Origin of the sequence: Mycobacterium sp. IEC1808 (assembly GCF_002101935.1) — a bacterium.
In the GTDB taxonomy this organism is placed as follows: domain Bacteria; phylum Actinomycetota; class Actinomycetes; order Mycobacteriales; family Mycobacteriaceae; genus Mycobacterium.
Genome location: NZ_LQPV01000017.1, coordinates 135385 through 154667, shown reverse-complemented (window position 1 = coordinate 154667; position 19283 = coordinate 135385). Strand labels below are relative to the sequence as shown.

The 19283-nt window shown below is 68.6% G+C and carries 13 protein-coding genes and 2 riboswitches; of the genes, 8 read left to right on the top strand and 5 right to left on the bottom strand.

Going from position 1 to position 19283, the window contains the following annotated elements:
- Window positions 1-4: 4 nt before the first annotated feature.
- The gene (locus AWB92_RS11320; protein WP_085185574.1) at window positions 5-3388 is read left to right on the top strand and encodes a pyruvate carboxylase; all 3384 of its coding nucleotides are present in this window, start codon (window positions 5-7) and stop codon (window positions 3386-3388) included.
- A gap of 133 nt (window positions 3389-3521) precedes the next feature.
- Window positions 3522-3704, top strand: a riboswitch (cobalamin riboswitch).
- 88 nt (window positions 3705-3792) lie between these two features.
- Window positions 3793-5538 (top strand): PPE family protein, encoded by a 1746-nt coding sequence (locus AWB92_RS11315; RefSeq protein ID WP_085185572.1) that lies wholly within the window; start codon window positions 3793-3795, stop codon window positions 5536-5538.
- A gap of 85 nt (window positions 5539-5623) precedes the next feature.
- Here the strand turns inward: AWB92_RS11315 and AWB92_RS11310 are convergent, their stop codons facing one another.
- The 3 genes from AWB92_RS11310 to AWB92_RS11300 all read right to left on the bottom strand — a co-directional run bounded on the left by AWB92_RS11310 (window position 5624) and on the right by AWB92_RS11300 (window position 10234).
- Window positions 5624-6322, bottom strand: a complete 699-nt coding sequence (locus tag AWB92_RS11310; RefSeq protein ID WP_173817399.1) for an adenosylcobinamide amidohydrolase — start codon at window positions 6320-6322, stop codon at window positions 5624-5626.
- 131 nt (window positions 6323-6453) lie between these two features.
- The gene (gene metE / locus AWB92_RS11305) at window positions 6454-8718 is read right to left on the bottom strand and encodes a 5-methyltetrahydropteroyltriglutamate--homocysteine S-methyltransferase (protein ID WP_085185570.1); all 2265 of its coding nucleotides are present in this window, start codon (window positions 8716-8718) and stop codon (window positions 6454-6456) included.
- 141 nt (window positions 8719-8859) lie between these two features.
- Window positions 8860-9064, bottom strand: a riboswitch (cobalamin riboswitch).
- 78 nt (window positions 9065-9142) lie between these two features.
- Window positions 9143-10234: a HoxN/HupN/NixA family nickel/cobalt transporter gene (locus AWB92_RS11300; RefSeq protein ID WP_241523429.1), complete on the bottom strand. Its 1092-nt coding sequence runs from the start codon at window positions 10232-10234 to the stop codon at window positions 9143-9145.
- A gap of 102 nt (window positions 10235-10336) precedes the next feature.
- Between AWB92_RS11300 and AWB92_RS11295 the strand changes: the two genes are divergently transcribed.
- Window positions 10337-10807: a Fur family transcriptional regulator gene (locus tag AWB92_RS11295; RefSeq protein WP_085185566.1), complete on the top strand. Its 471-nt coding sequence runs from the start codon at window positions 10337-10339 to the stop codon at window positions 10805-10807.
- Here the strand turns inward: AWB92_RS11295 and mtr are convergent.
- Entirely contained in the window at window positions 10804-12183 is a 1380-nt protein-coding gene (gene mtr / locus AWB92_RS11290) for a mycothione reductase (RefSeq protein ID WP_085185564.1), read from the bottom strand. The two genes, AWB92_RS11295 and mtr, sit on opposite strands and share 4 nt — an antisense overlap.
- Window positions 12184-12193: 10 nt before the next feature.
- Complete coding sequence (locus tag AWB92_RS11285) at window positions 12194-13204, bottom strand: alpha/beta hydrolase (protein ID WP_085185562.1); 1011 nt, start codon at window positions 13202-13204, stop codon at window positions 12194-12196.
- A 104-nt stretch (window positions 13205-13308) separates the two neighbouring features.
- Between AWB92_RS11285 and mqo the strand changes: the two genes are divergently transcribed.
- The 5 genes from mqo to AWB92_RS11260 all read left to right on the top strand — a co-directional run bounded on the left by mqo (window position 13309) and on the right by AWB92_RS11260 (window position 19283).
- Window positions 13309-14796, top strand: a complete 1488-nt coding sequence (gene mqo / locus AWB92_RS11280; RefSeq protein WP_085185560.1) for a malate dehydrogenase (quinone) — start codon at window positions 13309-13311, stop codon at window positions 14794-14796.
- Window positions 14797-14893: 97 nt separating this feature from the next.
- The gene (locus tag AWB92_RS11275) at window positions 14894-15364 is read left to right on the top strand and encodes a GNAT family N-acetyltransferase (protein WP_068103567.1); all 471 of its coding nucleotides are present in this window, start codon (window positions 14894-14896) and stop codon (window positions 15362-15364) included.
- On the top strand, window positions 15361-17187 hold the full coding sequence (locus AWB92_RS11270) for a magnesium chelatase subunit D family protein (protein ID WP_085185558.1): 1827 nt from the start codon (window positions 15361-15363) through the stop codon (window positions 17185-17187). Before AWB92_RS11275 ends, AWB92_RS11270 begins: the two co-directional genes overlap by 4 nt.
- 16 nt (window positions 17188-17203) lie before the next feature.
- A complete protein-coding gene (cobO, locus tag AWB92_RS11265) occupies window positions 17204-17818 on the top strand; it encodes a cob(I)yrinic acid a,c-diamide adenosyltransferase (protein WP_085185556.1) in 615 nt (204 codons plus the stop codon).
- A gap of 94 nt (window positions 17819-17912) precedes the next feature.
- The gene (locus AWB92_RS11260) at window positions 17913-19283 is read left to right on the top strand and encodes a cobyrinate a,c-diamide synthase (RefSeq protein WP_085185554.1); all 1371 of its coding nucleotides are present in this window, start codon (window positions 17913-17915) and stop codon (window positions 19281-19283) included.

Here is a 19283-nt window from a genome sequence, read left to right as displayed (position 1 = left end):
CCTGGTGTTCACCAAGCTTCTCGTCGCCAACCGCGGCGAGATCGCGATCCGGGCGTTCCGTGCTGCCCATGAACTCGGGCTGGCCACCGTGGCCGTCTACGCCTACGAAGACCGCAATTCGTTGCACCGGTTGAAGGCCGACGAGTCGTATCAAATCGGTCAGCAAGGGCATCCGGTGCGGGCGTACCTATCCGTCGATGAGATTGTGGCGACGTCACAGGCCTGCGGTGCCGATGCGATCTATCCTGGCTACGGCTTCCTGTCGGAGAATCCCGAATTGGCAGCGGCCTGCGCGTCGGCCGGGATCACCTTTGTCGGTCCTGCGGCGCGGGTACTCGAACTCACCGGCAACAAGTCGCGGGCAGTCGCCGAGGCACGGGCGGCGGGGCTGCCGGTGCTGGCGTCCTCGGCGCCCTCGTCGTCGACCGAGGAACTGTTGGCCGCCGCTTCCTCGATGCGGTTCCCCTTGTTCATCAAAGCGGTTGCCGGCGGTGGTGGTCGCGGCATGCGCCGGGTCAGTGATCCTGCCGAATTAGCCGAGGCGATCGAAGCTGCAGCACGGGAAGCCGAGTCGGCCTTCGGTGACCCGACGGTGTTCCTCGAACAGGCGGTGATCAATCCGCGTCACATAGAAGTGCAGATCCTGGCCGACACCCACGGCAACGTCATCCACCTCTACGAACGAGACTGCAGCCTGCAGCGGCGCCACCAGAAGGTCATCGAAATCGCGCCAGCGCCAGACCTGGATCCGCAACTGCGCGAAAGGATCTGCGCCGACGCGGTGGCGTTCGCCCGCCGTATCGGCTACAGCTGCGCCGGCACAGTCGAATTCCTGCTCGATGAGCGCGGCAGCTACGTGTTCATCGAGATGAACCCACGCATCCAGGTGGAACACACAGTGACCGAGGAGATCACTGACGTCGACTTGGTTTCGGCTCAGCTGCGGATCGCTTCCGGACAAAACCTGGAAGAGATTGGTTTAAGCCAAGATTCGATTACCCCCCACGGCGCGGCGTTGCAGTGCCGAATCACCACCGAGGACCCGGCGAACGGCTTCCGCCCGGACACCGGCCGGATCACCGCCTATCGCAGCCCGGGCGGTGCGGGAGTCCGGCTGGACGGTGGCACGATGCTGGGCGCGGAGATCAGTGCGCACTTCGACTCGATGCTGATCAAGTTGACGTGCCGAGGTCGCGATTTCGCTACGGCTGTGCGTCGGACCCGCCGTACGGTCGCAGAATTCCGGATCCGTGGTGTCTCCACGAATATTCCGTTCCTGCAAGCGGTGTTGGACGACGCGGATTTTCAAGCCGGTCGGATCACCACATCGTTCATCGAGGAGCGTCCGCAGCTGCTCACGGCGCGAAGTTCGGCCGACCGCGGCACCAAGATCCTAAACTACCTGGCCGACGTCACCGTCAACAAGCCGCATGGCGAACGCCCGTCGGGGGTGTACCCGCACGACAAGCTTCCCGACATCGACCTGACTGCAAGCCCGCCGCCGGGATCCAAGCAGCGTCTGACTGAACTAGGGCCCGAGGGATTCGCGTCCTGGCTGCGCGAGTCACGTGGCATCGGCGTCACGGACGCCACGTTCCGCGACGCGCACCAGTCCCTGCTGGCCACTCGGGTCCGCACCAGCGGCCTGATCAGGGTGGCACCTTACGTCGCCCGGATGATGCCGCAACTATTGTCCGTGGAGTGCTGGGGCGGCGCGACTTACGATGTGGCGCTTCGGTTCTTGAAGGAAGACCCGTGGGAGCGGCTCGCCGCGCTGCGTGAGGCGATGCCCAACATCTGTTTGCAGATGTTGTTGCGGGGCCGAAACACCGTTGGCTACACGCCCTATCCGGAGACGGTCACGACGGCGTTTGTCGAGGAAGCGACGGCCACCGGCATCGATATCTTTCGCATCTTCGACGCCCTGAACAATGTCGACTCCATGCGACCGGCCATCGACGCGGTCCGGGAAACGGGCACGGCGGTGGCCGAGGTCGCGATGTCTTACACGGGCGATCTCAGCGATCCGGGCGAGAACCTTTACACACTGGACTATTACCTGAAGTTGGCCGAGCAGATCGTTACCGCGGGCGCGCACGTACTGGCGATCAAGGACATGGCCGGGCTGCTGCGGGCGCCGGCTGCCACGATCCTGGTGTCGGCACTTAAGTCGCGGTTCGACCTACCGGTCCATGTGCATACGCACGACACTCCAGGCGGGCAGCTGGCCACCTACGTGGCCGCCTGGGACGCGGGAGCCGACGCTGTCGACGGAGCGGCGGCCCCACTCGCCGGGACGACCAGCCAGCCTGCGTTGTCATCGATCGTGGCCGCGGCGGCCCACACGCCCTACGACACCGGACTGTCGTTGGCCGCGGTGTGCGATCTGGAGCCGTATTGGGAGGCGCTGCGCAAGGTATACGCGCCGTTCGAATCTGGCCTGCCGAGTCCAACCGGCCGGGTATACCACCACGAGATCCCGGGCGGTCAGCTGTCAAACCTGCGTCAGCAAGCCATTGCGTTGGGTCTCGGTGACCGGTTCGAAGACGTCGAAAACGCTTACGCCGGGGCGGACGCTATTCTCGGCCACCTCGTCAAGGTAACTCCGTCGAGCAAGGTGGTCGGCGACTTGGCGCTGGCATTGGTGGGTGCCGGGACCACCGCGCAGGACTTCGCCGCCGACCCCGCACGCTACGACATTCCGGATTCCGTCGTCGGCTTCCTTCGCGGCGAACTCGGCGATCCACCCGGCGGTTGGCCGGAACCCCTGCGTACCAAGGCATTACACGGACGCGGCCCCGCGAAGGCCGAACAGGCGTTGTCAGTTGAAGACGAGAAGTCGTTAGCGGCGCCGGGACCCACCCGACAAGCCGCGCTGAATCGCTTGCTATTTCCCGGACCGACCATAGAGCTGGAGGCCCACCGCGAGGAATACGGTGACACGTCACGGCTAAGCGCCAATCAGTTCTTCTACGGGCTGCGACACGCGGAGGAACACCGCGTCGAACTCGAACGTGGCGTAGAACTGTTGATCGGCCTAGAGGCGATCTCCGAGCCCGACGAACGCGGAATGCGCACCGTAATGTGCATTCTCAACGGGCAATTGCGCCCTGTGCTGGTGCGCGACCGCGGCATCACCGCCGACGTACCGACCGCCGATAAGGCCGACCACTCCAACCCCGATCACATTCCCGCCCCTTTTGCCGGCGTCGTCACCGTCACGACCGACATAGGCGCGGAAGTCCAAGCGGGCCAGACCGTCGCAACCATCGAGGCAATGAAAATGGAAGCCGCGGTCACCGCACCTAAATCCGGAAAGGTCGTTAGCGTCGCGGTATCTCGTACCGCGCAAGTTGAAGGCGGCGACCTCCTGATGGTGATCAGCTGACTATGCGGCAAGCTTGCTACTTGCTTCGATTCCGTCGAAGTCGTCCACCAAGGCGCTCGTGTTGGCCTGGACCGTATCCACCTCCGTTCCGTCTGGTCTGGGTTTGCCCGATTCTGGCAAGTTCAGGCCTGGGACGGTGTCGGGGTGCGACAATATCTCGGGTAAGGCGATGACGACGCAGGAAGCCGGTGCGAATCCGGCGCGGTCCCGCCACTGTCATCGGGGAGCGGACCTCACGAAGCCACGGCCACCGGTCGGAAGGCGAGGCGAGCAGCGATCCGAGAGCCAGGAGACTCGCGTCATCGTGTCCTGCTAGCCCGGGGCGGAGTACCCCGGAGAGAGCTGGCTGTCATGGCGCTGCAATCTCGTTGTGCAAACACCACTGTCGAATTCGGTCGTCTCCGATGACCGGCCCAATCTGGATGGCTTCACCGCCAGAGGTCCATTCGGCACTGCTGAACAGCGGGCCGGGGCCCGGTCCGCTACTGGCCGCGGCGGAGTCGTGGAGGGGGTTGAGCATCGCGTACACCGAGACGGCCGAGGAGCTGACCGCGCTGCTGGCGGGAGTACAGGCCGCGGCATGGGAGGGCCCGAGCGCGGCGGCGTATGCCGCCGGCCACGCCCCATACATCGCTTGGCTCACGCAAGCCGCCGCCGACAGCGCGGCGACGGCCGTCCGGCAGGAAACTGCGGCCACCGCCTACGCGACCGCCCTCGCCGCGATGCCCACCCTGGCCGAGCTGGCCGCCAACCACGCCACCCACGCGGTGTTGCTGGCGACAAACTTCTTCGGCATCAACACCATCCCCATCGCACTGAACGAAGCTGACTACGTACGGATGTGGGTTCAGGCCGCGACCGTGATCGGTACCTACCACGCGGCCTCGACCGCCGCGGTGGCCTCGTCACCGCAGGTGCCGGCGGCGCCGAAGATCGTGAATTTCCATGCGCTGGTGGAAGCGTTCTACAAAGAATTTCCGTTGCCTCCCGACACGGAAAACCAGGTCATGGCCTGGCTGACGAAGATTGGTTTCGTCGACTACTGGAACAACGTGTTAGAACCGCTGAGCAACGCGCTGTACAACAACCCCTTCTTCGCGGCGATGTTTTCCGGGTTTGATCCCTACCTGCCCCTGCTGGGCAACCCACTGATCTTCCTCAGTCCGACCAACATCGCGTTCGCCCTGGGCTACCCGATGGACATCGGCTCGTATGTCGCGTATCTATCCGAAACCTTCTTCTTCATCGGACTGGATATGACGGCGGCGCTCGCCAGCGGCGATCCCGCGACGATCGGTTTCACCATCCTGTTCACCACCGTCGAAGCCGTCGGCACGATCATCACCGACACCATCGCGTTGCTCAAGACGCTGCTCGAGCAGACCGCCGTGGTCCTGACGGTTTTCGTGCCCCTGATAACCGCTCCGATAGTGACGTTGGCCGCCGGCGCGGTGGCGCCGATCGGCCTCGCCGGCCTGGCGGGACTGACCTCCCTGCCCCCGGTACCCCCCGTCGCGCCGCCGATCATGCCGCCGCTCCTCGCACTGTCGCCCAGCATCCCGACCCCCGCCTCTTCTCCGACGCCGGCTCCCGTGGAGGCCACCGCGCCGGCCGCCACACCCGCGGCGCCCCCGCCGTCGGCCACCCCACCGACGACGACCGGAGCGGGCATCGGTGCGGGTATCGGTGCGACCATGCCCGCGGGCATGGAGGACCTCGCCTATCTGGTGGGCGACCTGAGCGCGGTTGCCGGCGCGGCGGCCGCCGGCAAGGCGCGAAGGAAGGCGCGGCAACCCGACAGCGCCGCGGCGCCGGCGAGCGCGGCGATACCCATAGAGAAGGACAGAACGCCGCGGCGCCGGCGCACGAGGGCGCAAATGCTCGGGCGCGGTTACGAATACATGGATTTGCAAGACGAAAGCGATGCGGGCGCCGACCCGGTTGCCGCGGTGGCGGCATCGGCTACGGGCGCGGGGCCTCAGGGGTTCGCCGGAACCGCCGCCGAAACCGTCTCCAGACCAGCAGGGCTGGCCACGCTCGCCGACGATGCCTTCGGCGACGGCCCGCGCATGCCGATGATTCCGGGCACCTGGAGCGGCGACTCACCGACGCCGCGCGACCCATCCGACGGGGGTTCTGACACCGTGTGAAACGCGGTGGACAGTCGCGGTCTGATCGATACCAGTCAGCGGTTGGCGAATTCGACACCGCCCGCGCCGACGAGGGTTTGCGCGTTCACAGGTCGTAGCGCCGCTCGGAGGATCCTGCAAGCCAGGACCGAGCACCGGCAAGCACGGCCGCGTGCACCGCTCGCGCGATACGGGCGCCGAACGCCGAGCGCGGCCCGCCGTAAGTCTCCGGAGCCCCGCCCGTGGGGCAGTGCACAACGATCGCGTCCGAGGCGGTTCCGGTGGCCCGCACCCCGGCGTCGTGCAACGCCTGCACCTTCGCCTCCGTTACAGTCGCCACAGCGTTGACGAGGGCCGCCTCAGACAGCCGCACCGGCACCGCAACCACGATGTTGATCGTCCCCACCCGATGCCCGTCACCGTCGGTTGTTTGGACGCCGGACGGCAACTCGCGGCGGAAGTGCTGGTCGGGGGCGGCCGCCCAGGCCGGGTTGGAGAGCCCAACTGTTGCGGCGGCGTGCACACCGCTGTCGCCGGCGTGATGGTGCCGAGTCACGTCGACCGCAGTGAGCAGCCCGCAACCAGAGCCGACGAGTGCGAGCGCGCTACCAATCTCAGTCAAGTGGCGCTCCGGGTCGATCCGGTTGTAATCGAGGGGGACTGTTGCGTTGACCACCCAATCCCGGGCGCCGATGCCGCCCCCGAGCGGGCCCGACGAGATGCACAGTCGAGGCTCGCCGAACTGCCAGAGAAGGACCGGGATCGACCGAGTTCGTTCCACACGCATGGTCAGCCTGGGATGCATAGTCTCATCCTCACGTACAGGCGCGGGTTTGCAACAAGAAACACCCGAGAAGACCCGAATGGAGAATTGTCCTCGCCTAACCGGTGTCGGTGTTGGGCCGGGTCCGCAATTCCGGCCCAACACCAACTTCGTTAGCTACGTAGCGCTTTCGCGGCGTCGACCATGTTGCGCAATGACTCCGTCACTTCCTCTGTCCTGCGCGTCTTGAGCCCGCAGTCCGGGTTCACCCAAAGCCGTTCGGCGGGAACGGCATTAAGTGCGTTGCGCAACGCCGCGACCATTTCGTCTTTCGTCGGTACCCGAGGGGAATGGATATCGTAGACGCCCGGCCCGATGCTGTTGGCGAAACCGATGGCGTTGAGGTCGTCGAGCACCTCCATGTGCGAGCGAGCCGCCTCGATCGAGGTGACATCGGCGTCCAGATCGGCGATCGCGTCGATCACTTCACCGAACTCCGAATAGCACAGATGCGTATGGATCTGGGTGGCGTCACCGACCCCGGAGGTCGCCAGCCGGAACGCTCGCACCGCCCAGAACAGGTAGGCCTGTTTATCTTTCGCGCGCAGCGGCAGCAGCTCCCGCAGCGCCGGCTCGTCAACTTGGATGATCGCGATCCCCGCCGACTGCAGATCCACGGTCTCATCACGGATAGCCAACGCGACCTGATTGGCGCTGTCGGCCAACGGCTGATCGTCACGCACGAACGACCACGCCAGGATGGTGACCGGGCCCGTCAGCATGCCCTTGACCGGCTTGTCGGTCAGCGCCTGGGCGTAGGTGATCCAGTCGACCGTCATCGGTTTCGGCCGCACGACATCGCCGTAGAGGATCGGCGGCCGCACGCAGCGGGTGCCGTAGGACTGCACCCACCCGTTCTGTGTGGCAAAGAAGCCCTCGAGCTGCTCGGCGAAGTACTGCACCATGTCGTTGCGCTCGGGCTCGCCGTGCACCAAAACATCGAGGCCCAGTTCCTCCTGCAGCGCGATGACGTCGATGATTTCGGCTTTCATCCGCCGTTCGTACTCGGCCTTGTCGATCTCACCGGCCCGCAGCGCTGCCCTGGCCTTGCGGATCGCCGGCGTCTGCGGATAGGACCCGATGGTCGTCGTCGGCAGGGGCGGCAGGTGCAGGCGAGCGTTCTGGATGTCGCGCCGCCGCGGAGCTGGGCCACGGTGCACGCCAGCAGCCAGCACAGAGTCCAGACGCGCCCGAATCTCGCCCACGCGCAAGCGCGGGTCGCGCGCGCGGGAGGCTGCGGCAGAGTGGGACGCTTCGATCTCCGCGGCGATCGCCTCGCGGCCATCACGCAACCCCACCGCGAGCGTGGCGACCTCGAAGACCTTCTCGGCGCCGAACGCCAACCAGGTACGCAGCGCGTCGTCCAGGCCGTCCTCCGGGTCCAGCGAGTACGGGACGTGCAACGTCGAGCATGACGTGGACACCGCCAGTGAGGCCACCGCACCCAATAGGGACGCCAACGTGCCGAGCGCAGCCTCGAGATCGGTGCGCCAGATATTGCGGCCGTCGACGACGCCGGCCACCAAGAGTTTGTGAGCCAGTTCGGGAACCGCGGCGACCGCCTGGGCACCGCCCGCCACCAGATCGACTCCGATCGCCTCCACCGGCGTGCGGGCCAAGGCCGGCAGCGCACCGTCGAGCGCACCGAAATAGGTCGCGACAAAAATCGCGGGACGGCGCGCGGCGCTCGCCAGCGCCGCGTAGACGCGCTCGGCATGTTCGGCCGCGTTATCGAGTTGGTCTGTCACCAGGATCGGCTCGTCGAGCTGCACCCAGCTGGCGCCAGCATCGGCCAACAGTGCCAACAGCTCTACGTACAGCGCCACCAACTCGTCGAGGCGTCCAATCGGCGGTCCGGCATCGTCCACCGCCTTGCTCAACGCAAGGAACGTGATCGGGCCAACCAGCACCGGTCGGGCCGGAATACCTTGAGCCTGAGCCTCTTTGAGTTCGTGTAGCACCTTCTCGGGGTGCAACGAAAATGTGGTATTTGGCCCGATCTCGGGCACGATGTAGTGGTAGTTGGTGTCAAACCACTTCGTCATCTCCAGCGGGGCGATCGTCGCGGTGCCACGGGCCGCCGCGAAATATCGGTCGAGGTCATCCTCGATCGATGCGACGCGGGGTGGTAGCGCACCAAACAGGACGGCGGTGTCCAGCACCTGGTCGTAATAGGAGAAGGTGTTGACCGGGATCGAATCCAGTCCGCCGGCAGCGAGCGCGGCGCGCGATGCGCGACGGAGATCCGCGGCAACCGACTCCAACGCGGCGCGGGGAATGTCGCCGGCCCAATACTTCTCGGTCGCGCGTTTGAGCTCGCGGTTCGGGCCGATGCGGGGAGCGCCGAGGATGGTGGCGCTAAAGGGTAGGGGTGCCATGTGATGACGTCCTTCAATGCGGCGGGATGCTCGTCACCCTTGAGGACGTCGCCGAACGACTGGGACAACGCGCGCCCGCGGGGCGCCTCCCAATATCGTGCAGCCATCCGCCCAATCCACGAGGCGACGCGCGCCGGACGCGGCGCGCCCGGCACAACTGGCAGGTCTTCGGACTCACAGGCTCCCACCCGAAGGTGTACCTACTGGCCGTCGCTTCCCAGTCGCAGACCTCCTGCGAACCAGTGCCGATGACGGCGGTCGTTCCTGCTTACCGCTGCGGGACAGTCCCGGATTTCCACCGGGTTCCCTCTCACGATGCGCCTGCACCTAGCGCACACCGCTCGATGCCTCGGGCCTACAGGCCCTTGGCAAACCAGCTGCGGGGTGAAGACTACCGCGCCCGCCGGCAATCAACCACCACTGGCTAAGTTGCGGACTCGGCCCCCGCTGAGGGCGCCCACTTTTCCTCGAACCGCCCGTAGCGCCACACCAGCAGGGCGACCGCCCAGGTGAGCACGAAGATGCCGACGACGGCGAAGCCGACGGCGTTGAGGTCGAGGCCGCCCAGCCATTGCCAGAAGGGGCCCCGCCAGCCCAGCTGGCCGGCGAACAGCCCGAGCAGCTCGACGGTCCCGATCAGCAGCGCGATCGCCACCGACAGCCCGGTGATGGTGATGTTGTAGTAGATCTTGCGCAACGGGCTGGCGAACGCCCAGCCGTAGGCGAAGTTCATGAACGATCCGTCGATGGTGTCCAGCAGGCACATGCCGGCGGTGAACAGCACCGGCAGGCACACGATGGCGTACCACGGCAGGCCGGCCGCGGCGCTGGTGCCCGCCAGCACCAGCAGCGCGATCTCGGTGGCGGTGTCGAAACCCAGCCCGAAGAGCAGCCCGACCGGGTAGAGGTGCCAGGACTTGGTGATCGATCGGGTGACGCGGCCGAGGAACCGGTTGATCAGCCCGCGGTTGTGCAGCTGTTGCTCGAGCTCGGCTTCCTCGTAGTGACCGCGGCGCAGGCGCGCGAACACGCGCAGGATGCCGATCAGCACGACGACGTTGAGGGCCGCGATCAGGTAGAGGAAGACGCCGGACACGCTGGTGCCGATCAGGCCGGTGTAGTGATGCAGCGTCGAGGAGTCGTCCTCGACCGGTCCGACGACGGCCCTGACCCCGGTCGCCAGCAGCAGCGCGAGCGCGAACACCACCGTGGAGTGGCCCAGCGAGAAGAAGAAGCCGACGGCAAGCGGGCGCTGCCCGTCGCTCATCAGCTTGCGGGTGGTGTTGTCGATGGCGGCGATGTGGTCGGCGTCGAAGGCGTGCCGCATGCCGAGGGTGTAGGCTGTCAGGCCGACGCCGACGCCAAAAGCCTTGCCCCCCACGCTGAGTCGCGCCGGATCGACGAGCAGAACCAGGGTGCCCCAGCCGATCAGGTGCAGCGCGGCGATCACGGCCAGCATCGATCCCAGCCGCCACCACTCCGCCGGCGCCAACGCGCTTCGAAGCTTGCTGGCCACCATCACGACACTAGGAGGGGCCGCGAGCCAAGTGCAAGTGGATTGCAGGAGCCGGCGCGGTGAAAACTGGCAATCCCGGGTGTCGGCCGCGACACTGGGAACATGACGCCCAAGTCCCCGGCGCTGGACCCGGCCGTCACCCAACGGATAGGTGACCTCCTGCGGGCCCACGGGCTGCGGCGCATGGCGTCGCGGATCCAGGTGTTGGCGGTGCTCGAGCCGGTCAACGGGCACCTGCCGGTGGCGGAGATCCACCAGCGGGTGCGCGCGTGCCTGCCGCCCGGCACCCAGCCGCCCGACGTGGCGACGATCTACCGCACCGTGACGACGCTGGTCGATCAGGGCGTGCTGCACGCGCTGACCCTGGAGGGCGGCGTGACCACCTACGGCCTGGCCACCGCCCCCCACCACCACGCGGTGTGCACGCGGTGCGGCTCGATCATCGAGGTGCCCGCCCGGCAGCTGAGCTCGGCCCTCGAGCACGCGATGGCGGGCAGTTCCTTCGCGCTGTCGGAGGCCGCCGGCCTGACGCTGCACGGGCTGTGCCCGCAGTGCCAGCACGATCGCCGCTAGCCCAGGCCCAATAGCGCGTTCTCGACCACCTCGGGCAGCGCCGGATGAATCCAGTACTGCCCGCGCGCCATCTCCGGGGCGGTCAGCCCGAAGCTCATCGCCTGGATCAACGGCTGGATGAGCGACGACGCCTGGTGGCCCATGATGTGCGCGCCCAACAGGCACCCGGTGTTGCGGTCGGCGATGAGTTTGACGATGCCGGTGGTGTCCTCCATCGCCCAGCCGTAGGCGACGTCGCCATAGTCCTGGACGGCGACCGAGATGTCGAATCCGCGTGCGATGGCCTGGTTTTCGGTAAGGCCGACGGTCGCCAGCTGGGGATCGGTGAACACCGCAGACGGCACGAATCGGTGGTCGGTCACCGCCATCGACTCGGTGTCGTCCCAGTCGCACAGCAGGTTGTGCTGCACGACGCGGGCCTCGTGGTTGGCGACGTGCTTGAGCTGGTACGGCGACGAGACGTCGCCGAGCGCGAAAGCGCCGCGCGCCGAGGTGCGTTGGTATTCGTCGACCACCACCTGGCCGTTCTGGACGTCGATACCGGCCTGCTCGGCGTCCAGCAGGTCGCCGTTGGGCAACCGGCCTGTCGCCACCAGCAGCACGTCGGCGTTCAGGGTGGAGCCGTCGTCGAGCTCGAGGGCGACGCCGGCGCCGCGGTTGGCGGCGCGAGCGACCATCCGGTGGGTGCGCAGCTCCCATTTGCGCGAGGCGATGCGGGTAAACCGTTTGCAGATCGTGTCGTCGAAGTGGCGCAGCAGCGTGGAGCCCCGGACCACCAGGGTGACCCGGGTGCCGAGTGCGGAAAACACGTGCGCGAACTCCGTTGCCACGAAACCACTTCCGATGATCACCAGGTGCTCGGGCAGTTCGGGGATGCGCATGATGGTGTCGCTGGTGTGGTAGTGCACGTCAGACGCAAGAATGGTCGAGGGGATCACCGGTCGCGAGCCCGCGGCGATCACCACCTGATCGGCGGTGAATTCTTCGCCCGCGTCGGTGCGCAACAGGTATCGCCCGTCGGATTGGACCGGTCTGAACCGGGTGTGCCGTTCGTACAGATCGACATTGGGCAACGAGCGCCGGTACTCCTCGCCGCTCATCGAGATGGGGTCGATGCGCCCGAAGACACGCGAGACGATGTCGTCCCAGCGCACCCCGTCGATGTGCGCGTCGACGCCGTAGCGGCCCGCCTCGCGCACGGTGGCCGCGACCTCGGCGGCGTAGACGAACATCTTCGTCGGGATGCACCCGACGTTGAGGCAGGTGCCGCCGAAGGTGCCCTGCTCGCAGATGGCGACGCGCTTGCCGGCGTACCTGTCGTCCAGAATGGTGTTGCCCGAACCGGTTCCGATGATCGCGATGTCGTATGTTTCCATGCTCGGGCCGTCACCCCTTCCCCGGGGACGCCGGCGCGGGGCTGTTTTGGCTGCCGAGGTAGTGGTCCAGCCACAGGTCCAGTTCTCGATAAGCGGTGCGTCGCGGTTGGGTCAGCGAGAGGAACACGTCGTGTTTGGCGTCGGGCACCGGGACGACGGTGGTGCGATTGCCGATGCACCCCGCCCACTTGGCGATCTGGGTGACGTCGAGGACCGCGTCGCCGGTTTGCATGGACGCCGGGTCGTTGGTTTCGCGCACGGTGCGGTCGGAACGCAGGATCAGGTTGGGCACGCCGACGTCGAGCCCGCGGTGCAGGCGCGCCTGGCCGCGGCGGATGGCGTGCAACCAGCCGAGGGTGATCGGGAAGCCGCCCAGCGGCTTCCACTGCAGGTTGTAGTCGAACTCGCCGTGGTAGTCACGGTGCAGGGTGGTGCCGTAGCCGCCTTCGGTGGATCCGCGGACCACGCCCTTCGACTTCACCCGGGACAGGCCGGCGATCACCGCCGCGGTCACCGAGTGGCGCAGCACCGCGGGGCCGTGCAGGTCGAGGAACGGGCTGTTGAGGACCAGGCCGCCGACGCCGGCGTGCGCCGCGGGATCGCGCCGGCGCAGCCGGTCCAGCCACAGGGGCACGATGAGCCCGCCGGAGGAATGGCCGTAGACCAGGACCTTGGCTCGCCGGCCGGAGGGGCCGGGTTCGCGGATGGCCGCCAACGCGTGCTCGAGTTCGGCGTCGTAGTGAGCCAGGTCGGTGATGAAATGCGGGGTCTGGCCGTCGCGGCGCGATCGGCCGCACTTCTGCAGGTCCAGCGCGTAGAAGGCGAAGCCACGCTCGGCGAAGCGATCCGCCAACTCAGTGTGGAAGAAGTAGTCGGTGTAGCCGTGCACGGCCAGGACTGCGTGCCGCGCGTCCGACGGCTCGCCGCGGCGGACCAGCGTCGCCACGATCTCGCCCTCGCCGACGGGGTCGAGCCCGAGCGGGATCGTGCGCTGCCAATAGCCGGGGAGTACATCGGGCACCCAGCCAGTCGCCCCGCCAGTCACGAGGCCAGCTTAAATGTTCTGCCGGTTGCGGGTGGGCCGCACGTCGTTAGCTCCTGATAGGCCCGGGATAACCTGGGACGGTGTCAGGCCCAGCCAGAACCGCACGCGCCGACGTCGTGCTGGTCGGTGCGGGCATCATGAGCGCCACGCTGGGCGCATTGCTGCGTCGGCTGGAACCCGACTGGTCGATCACGCTGATCGAGCGGCTAGACGCCGTCGCCGCCGAGAGCAGCAGCCCCTGGAACAACGCCGGCACCGGGCACTCCGCGCTGTGCGAGCTGAACTACACGCCGGAGAACCCCGACGGCTCGATCGACATCACCAAAGCCGTCCGCATCAACGAGCAGTTCCAGGTGACCCGCCAGTTCTGGGCGTACGCCGTCGAGAACGGCATCCTGACCGACCGCGGCTTCCTCAACGCGGTCCCACACGCCAGCTTCGTGCGCGGGGCGCAGCGCGTGGACTACCTGCGGCGGCGGCAGCGCGCGCTGGCCCACAACCCGCTGTTCGCGCGCACCGAATTGATCGACGACCCCGACGAGTTCGCCCGGCGCCTGCCGTTCATGGCGGCCAAACGTGACTTCTCCGAGCCGACCGCGCTCAACTGGGCCGCCGACGGCACCGACGTCGACTTCGGTTCGCTGGCACGACAACTCGTCAGCTACTGCGTGCGGGGCGGTGCGACGGCGCTGTTCGGTCACGAGGCCCGCAACCTGACCCGCCAATCCGACGGCAGCTGGACGCTGCTGGTGCGCAACCGCCGCACGGGCGAAAGGCGCCGGCTGAACGCCAAATTCGTGTTCGTCGGCGCCGGGGGAGACGCGCTGCCCCTGCTGCAGAAGTCGGGCATCAAGGAGGTCAGGGGGTACGCCGGCTTCCCGATCGGCGGCCGGTTCCTGCGCGCCGACAACCCGGCGCTCACCGCCGCACACCGCGCCAAGGTGTACGGCGCCCCGGCGCCGGGCGCGCCGCCGCTGGGTGCGCTGCATCTCGACCTTCGCTTCGTCAATGGCAAGTCGTGGCTGGTGTTCGGGCCGTTCGCCGGCTGGTCGCCGAAGTTCTTGAAGCACGGTCATTTCACCGACCTGCCCCGCTCGGTCAAGCCGGACAACCTGGTGTCGATGCTCGGCGTCGGGGCCACCCAGCTGACGCTGCTCAACTACCTGATCGGCCAGTTGCGGCTCTCCGAGCCCGACCGGGTGCGCGCGCTGCGGGAATTCGCGCCCACCGCAACCGATTCGGACTGGGAGCTGACGGTGGCCGGCCAGCGGGTTCAGGTGATTCGCCGCGACAGGCGCCGCGGCGGGGCGCTCGACTTCAACACCACCGTGCTCAGCGCCGACGACGGCAGCATCGCCGGCCTGTTGGGCGGCTCCCCGGGGGCGTCGACCGCGGTGCCGGCCATGCTCGACGTCCTGCAGCGCTGCTTCGCCGACCGGTATGCCTCGTGGTTGCCGGCGCTCAAGGGGATGGTGCCGTCGCTGGGGACGGAGCTGTCCCGGGAGCCCGCGCTGTTCGAGGACGTCTGGTCGTGGGGGACCAAGGCGCTGGGGCTGGAGGCATCGTGAGTCGCGCCGGCGACGATGCAGTGGGGGCACCTCCCGCTTGCGGGGGACGAAGCGATGGGGTGGGGGCACCTCCCGCCTGCGGGGGAGAGTGGCGCCAATGAGCGAAGCGCTGCGCCGCGCCTGGTCGAAAGACCTTGACGCCGCGACCCTTTACGAGTTGCTCAAGCTGCGGGTGGAGGTGTTCGTCGTCGAGCAGGCCTGCCCCTATCCGGAGCTGGACGGGCGCGACCTGCTCGCCGAAACGCGGCACTTCTGGCTGGAAACGCCCGACGGCGAGGTGATCTGCACGTTGCGGTTGATGGAGGAGCACGCCGGCGGCGAGAAGGCCTTTCGGCTCGGGCGGCTGTGCACAAAACGCAGCGCCCGCGGCCAGGGCCACACCACCCGGCTGCTGCGCGCCGCGCTGGCCGAGGTCGGCGATTATCCGTGCCGGATCGACGCCCAGGCATACCTGGCCGACATGTACGCCCAGCACGGATTCGTCCGGGCCGGTGACGATTTCGTCGACGACGGCATCCCGCACATCCCGATGGTGAGGCCCGGCTCCGGTCTGGCGGAGGCGCCGTGAAGCCGTATCCGTTCAGTGCGATCGTCGGGCACGACCAACTGCGGCTGGCCCTGCTGCTATGCGCCGTGCGCCCGGAGATCGGCGGCGCGCTCATCCGCGGCGAGAAGGGCACCGCCAAGTCGACGGCCGTGCGCGGGCTGGCGGCGCTGCTGTCCGCAGCGACCGGGAGCTCCGACGCCGGGCTGGTCGAAATGCCGCTCGGCGCAACAGAAGACCGCGTCATCGGCTCGCTGGACCTGCAGCGGGTGCTGCGCGACGGCGAGCACGCGTTCTCCCCGGGGCTGCTGGCGCGCGCCCACGGCGGCGTGCTCTACGTCGACGAGGTCAACCTGCTGCACGACCACCTGGTCGACGTGTTGCTCGACGCCGCCGCGATGGGACGGGTGCACATAGAGCGCGACGGCATCTCCCACTCGCACGAGTCGCGCTTCGTGTTGATCGGCACGATGAACCCGGAGGAGGGCGAGCTGCGTCCCCAGCTGCTGGACCGGTTCGGCCTCACCGTCGACGTGCACGCGTCGCGCAACGTCGACGTGCGGATGCAGGTGGTCCGGCAGCGGATGGCCTACGAGGCGGACCCGGACGCGTTCGCGGCCCGCTACGCCGACGCCGACGCGGAACTGGCCCGCCGGATCGCCGCGGCCCGGGCCCTCGTCGACCAGGTGGCCTTGCCGGACAACGAATTACGGCGCATCGCCGCCCTGTGCGCGGCGTTCGACGTCGACGGCATGCGGGCGGACCTGGTCCTGGCCCGCACCGCGGTCGCGCACGCCGCGTGGCGCGGCGCCACCGCCGTCGAGGAGCAGGACATCCGGGTGGCGGCCGAGCTGGCGTTGCCGCACCGGCGCCGCCGCGACCCGTTCGACGAGCCCGGCATCGATCGCGACCAGCTGGACGAGGCCCTGGCGCAAGCCGGTTCCGAAGACCCCGAGCCCGATCCCGACCCGCCCGGGGGCGGGCAGGCCACCGAAGCGCCTGAACCGCAAGTGAATTCGAAGCCGCGATCGTCGACGAAACCCAGCGCGCCGCCGTCGGCGACGTTTCGCACCCGGGCATTGACGGTGCCCGGCGTCGGCGACGGCGCGCCGGGACGGCGGTCGCGGGCGCGCAACACTTCCGGCATGGTGGTGGCCGCCACCGACGGCGGCGACACCGCCCCCGGCGCGCACGGGCTGCACCTATTCGCCACCCTGATGGCGGCCGCCGAGCGCGCCGGAACGGGTCCGCTGCGGCCCGGCCCGCAGGACGTCCGCCGCGCCATCCGCGAAGGGCGCGAAGGCAACCTGGTGATCTTCGTCGTCGACGCGTCGGGCTCGATGGCCGCCCGCGATCGCATGGCCGCCGTGAGCGGCGCCACCCTGTCGCTGCTGCGCGACGCCTACCAGCGCCGGGACAAGGTCGCGGTGATCACCTTCCGCCAACAGCAGGCCCGGCTGTTGCTGCCACCGACATCCTCGGCGCACATCGCCGGACGGCGACTCGCCCGCTTCGACACCGGCGGCAAGACCCCGCTGGCCGAGGGCCTGCTGGCCGCGCGCGAGCTGATCATCCGGGAAAAGTCGCGCGACCGCGCGCGACGCCCACTGGTGGTCGTGCTCACCGACGGCCGGGCCACCGCCGGGCCGGACCCGTTGGGGCGCAGCCGAATCGCGGCGGCGCGGCTGTTCGCCGAAGGCGCCGCGGCGGTGGTCGTGGACTGCGAGACGTCCTACGTGCGGCTGGGGCTGGCCCGCCAACTCGCGGATCAGCTCGGCGCGCCGGCGGTGCGGCTCGAGCAGTTGCGCGCCGATCACCTGACGCGCGCCGTGCGCGGCGCGGCCTGAGCGAGGATGAGCCCCCATGCCACAAGGGAAACCGCTGGAAGTGCCCGACGACGGCTTGACCACCCGGGCGCGCCGCAACACGCCCGTGCTGGCGGTGCACACCGGTGCGGGCAAGGGAAAGTCAACGGCGGCATTCGGCATGGCGTTGCGGGCGTGGAACGCCGGCCTGCGGGTGGCCGTGTTCCAATTCGTCAAGAGCGCGAAGTGGAAGGTGGGCGAGGAGGCGGCGTTCGCCCGGCTCGGCGAGCTGCACGACCGCGACGGCGCCGGCGGAGCAGTCGAATGGCACAAGATGGGCGCCGGCTGGTCGTGGACGCGCAAGGCCGGCAGCGAAATCGACCCCGCGGCAGCCGCGGCCGACGGTTGGGCCGAGATCGCGCGCCGGCTGGCCGCGCAGCGCCACGACTTCTACGTGCTGGACGAATTCACCTATCCGCTCAAGTGGGGCTGGGTCGACGTCGACGACGTGGTCGACGCCCTGCTGGCCAGGCCCGGCCGCCAGCACGTGGTGATCACCGGCCGCGACGCCCCCCAGCGGCTGGTCGACGCCGCCGACCTGGTCACCGAGATGACCAAGGTCAAACACCCGATGGATGCGGGCCGCAAGGGGCAGAAGGGCATCGAGTGGTGAGCGTCCCCGCGAGCCGCCACGAGGGCGCGTGTTTGTACGGCGACACGCCGTATTCGGTGTCAATTTGCGCGCGCTCGCGGCACCGGGTGGGGCGATGACGCCGGTCCCCGCGGTGGTCATCGCCGCGCCGGCGTCGGGAAGCGGAAAGACCACCGTCGCAACGGGTTTGATCGGTGCCCTGCGCGCGGCGGGCCATGCCGTCGCGCCGTTCAAGGTCGGCCCCGACTTCATCGACCCCGGCTACCACGGCCTGGCCGCCGGGCGCCCCGGCCGCAACCTCGATCCGGTGTTGGTGGGGGAGCGGCTCATCGGCCCGCTGTATGCGCACGGGACCGGCGGCGCGGACATCGCCGTCATCGAGGGCGTGATGGGGCTCTTCGACGGGCGCATCGGAACGACCGCGCCCGCGGCGGGCTCCACCGCCCACGTCGCCGGCCTGCTGGGCACCCCGGTGATCCTGGTGGTCGACGCGCGCGGCCAGAGTCACAGCATCGCCGCGCTGCTGCATGGGTTTTCGACCTTCGACGCGGCCACCCGCATCTGCGGCGTGATCCTCAACCGGGTCGGGTCGCCCCGCCACGAGCAGGTGCTGCGACAGGCCTGCGAGCAGGCCGGCGTCCCGGTGTTGGGCGCCATCCCGCGTACCGCCGAATTGGAGCTGCCCACAAGGTATCTCGGGCTCGTCACGGCCGTGGAGTACGGGCACCGCGCGCACGACGCGGTGCAGGCGATGACCGCGCTGGTCGCCCGTCACGTCGATCTGGCCGCCGTGGTGGCGGCCGCCCGCTGCGGCTGCGCCGATGCGCCGTGGGACCCCGCCGCGGCGGTGGGCGAGGTGCCGGCCGCACGCGCGACCGTCGCCGTGGCGGCCGGAAAGGCGTTCAGCTTCGCCTACGCCGAGCACGCGGAGCTGCTGCGCGCCGCCGGCGCCGACGTCGCCGAGTTCGACCCGCTCGTCGACGCGTTGCCCTACGGCACCGACGCGGTCCTGTTGCCCGGCGGCTTTCCCGAGCAGTTCACCGCGGAGCTGTCCGCCAACGAGGTTGTCCGCCGCCAGATCAACGAGCTGGCCGCCGCCGGCGGGCCCGTGCACGCCGAATGCGCCGGGCTGATCTACCTGGCCTCAGAGCTCGACGGGCAACCGATGTGCGGGGTGCTGGCCGGGTCGGCGCACTTCACGCCGCACCTCACGCTGGCCTACCGTGAGGCCGTCGCGGTGGTGGATTCGCCGCTGTATTCCGTCGGCGAGCGGGTGGTCGGGCACGAATTCCACCGGACCGCAGTGACTTTCGCCCAGAGCTACCAGCCGGCGTGGGTGTACCAGGGTGATCAGGTCCAGGCGGTTTCCGACGGCGCCGTGCGCGCCGGCGTGCACGCGTCGTACCTGCACACCCACCCGGCCGCCGCGCCGGGCGCCGTGGCGCGCTTCGTCGCGCGCGCCGGCCGGCCATGCACGACCCCTTAG

Excerpts from the sequence above, each read along its gene's own strand:
- metE (WP_085185570.1), bottom strand. The coding sequence starts at position 8,718 with ATGGCACCCCTACCCTTTAGCGCCACCATCCTCGGCGCTCCCCGCATC.
- AWB92_RS11315 (WP_085185572.1), top strand. The coding sequence starts at position 3,793 with ATGACCGGCCCAATCTGGATGGCTTCACCGCCAGAGGTCCATTCGGCA.
- AWB92_RS11260 (WP_085185554.1), top strand. The coding sequence starts at position 17,913 with ATGACGCCGGTCCCCGCGGTGGTCATCGCCGCGCCGGCGTCGGGAAGC.
- mtr (WP_085185564.1), bottom strand. The coding sequence starts at position 12,183 with ATGGAAACATACGACATCGCGATCATCGGAACCGGTTCGGGCAACACC.
- AWB92_RS11275 (WP_068103567.1), top strand. The coding sequence starts at position 14,894 with ATGAGCGAAGCGCTGCGCCGCGCCTGGTCGAAAGACCTTGACGCCGCG.
- AWB92_RS11295 (WP_085185566.1), top strand. The coding sequence starts at position 10,337 with ATGACGCCCAAGTCCCCGGCGCTGGACCCGGCCGTCACCCAACGGATA.
- AWB92_RS11310 (WP_173817399.1), bottom strand. The coding sequence starts at position 6,322 with ATGCATCCCAGGCTGACCATGCGTGTGGAACGAACTCGGTCGATCCCG.
- cobO (WP_085185556.1), top strand. The coding sequence starts at position 17,204 with ATGCCACAAGGGAAACCGCTGGAAGTGCCCGACGACGGCTTGACCACC.